2 protein-coding genes are annotated in these 1,252 nt (G+C 38.7%); both read left to right on the top strand.

The window, feature by feature from the left end; translation table 11 throughout:
- Positions 1-60: 60 nt before the first annotated feature.
- Entirely contained in the window at positions 61-342 is a 282-nt protein-coding gene (locus ACFSAH_RS14110; protein WP_379663383.1) for a transposase, read from the top strand.
- On the top strand, positions 273-1,223 hold the full coding sequence (locus tag ACFSAH_RS14105) for an IS3 family transposase (protein WP_379663384.1): 951 nt from the start codon (positions 273-275) through the stop codon (positions 1,221-1,223). Before ACFSAH_RS14110 ends, ACFSAH_RS14105 begins: the two co-directional genes overlap by 70 nt.
- Positions 1,224-1,252 lie beyond the last annotated feature (29 nt).

The following is a 1,252-nucleotide window of genomic DNA, read 5'->3' as shown; positions in this document are numbered from 1 at the left end:
TGGAGTTGCTACCTTTGAGTGGAGACAGATTTTAAGAAATAGATTTAAATTTGTTTACACATGAGAAGAGTATTTGATGATTCTTTTAAGAAAATGGCAGTAGAGCTTTCTTATAGCAAAGGATCAGTTTTAGAGGCAGCAAGGGAACTGGACATGGATGCCGGTAGATTAAGTAAATGGCGCATGGATCCCAGATATAATGGTGGTACCGTATTGCCTAAAAACGATAAATTGAGTCCTGAAGAGCAGGAAATCAGGGAACTAAAGAAGAGATTGCGGGATGCGGAACTGGAGAATGCCATTTTAAAAAAGGCGGTGGCCATCTTTTCCAAGGGAGACTGAGAAAGTATGAGTTCATACGTAAACACATAAATATCTTTCCAGTTGAAAAGATGTGCAATACAATCAAAGTTAGCAGCAGTGGATTTTATAAGTGGCTGATCAGACCACAAAGTAACAGAGGAAAAAAGACAGCGGAATTATCTGCCCTGATACATCAGGAATATGAAAATAGCCATCAGATCTACGGAAGTCCCCGTATTGCGCAGGAACTGAAGAAAAAACAATGGCAGGTATCCAGGTCGTATGTAGGTCGCTTAATGAAGAAACTGAGCTTAAGAAGTAAGATCCGTAAAAAATATAAGGTGACCACCGATTCCAGCCATAGTTATGGTATAGCTGAAAATCTCCTCGGGAGAGATTTTTCAGCGGATGCATTATCCCAAAAATGGGTCGGTGATATTACCTATATAAAAACTGCCTGCGGATGGGCCTACCTTACTACCGTTATCGATCTTGCCGATCGGAAAGTTGTCGGATGGTCATTTAGTAATGACATGACCGCAGGTAATACCACTGTTAAAGCATTGGTAATGGCTATAAGGAACAGAGGGCTAAAACCTGGTCTGATATTTCATTCTGACAGGGGAATTCAATATGCATGCGATGAGTTTAAGATTTTATTGAATAAAAATGGAATAAAACAGAGCATGAGCCGTAAAGGTAACTGTTGGGATAATGCTGTGGCTGAAAGCTTTTTCAAAACACTAAAAACAGAATGCATATACCATCATAAGTTTATTAACAGGGAGATTGCAAAGTTAGAGGTATTCAGGTATATCGAAGGATTTTACCATACCAAAAGGATACATTCTGCAATTGGATATAGAACGCCTAATGAAATGGAAATGTTCTATCGGAAAAAACAGAAATTAGTAGCATAAAAAGTCTCCACTTTTAAGTTGCAATTCCA

The organism is Pseudopedobacter beijingensis (genome assembly GCF_042678145.1).
Lineage (GTDB): Bacteria > Bacteroidota > Bacteroidia > Sphingobacteriales > Sphingobacteriaceae > Pseudopedobacter > Pseudopedobacter beijingensis.
This window is presented reverse-complemented; position numbering and strand designations above follow the sequence as displayed.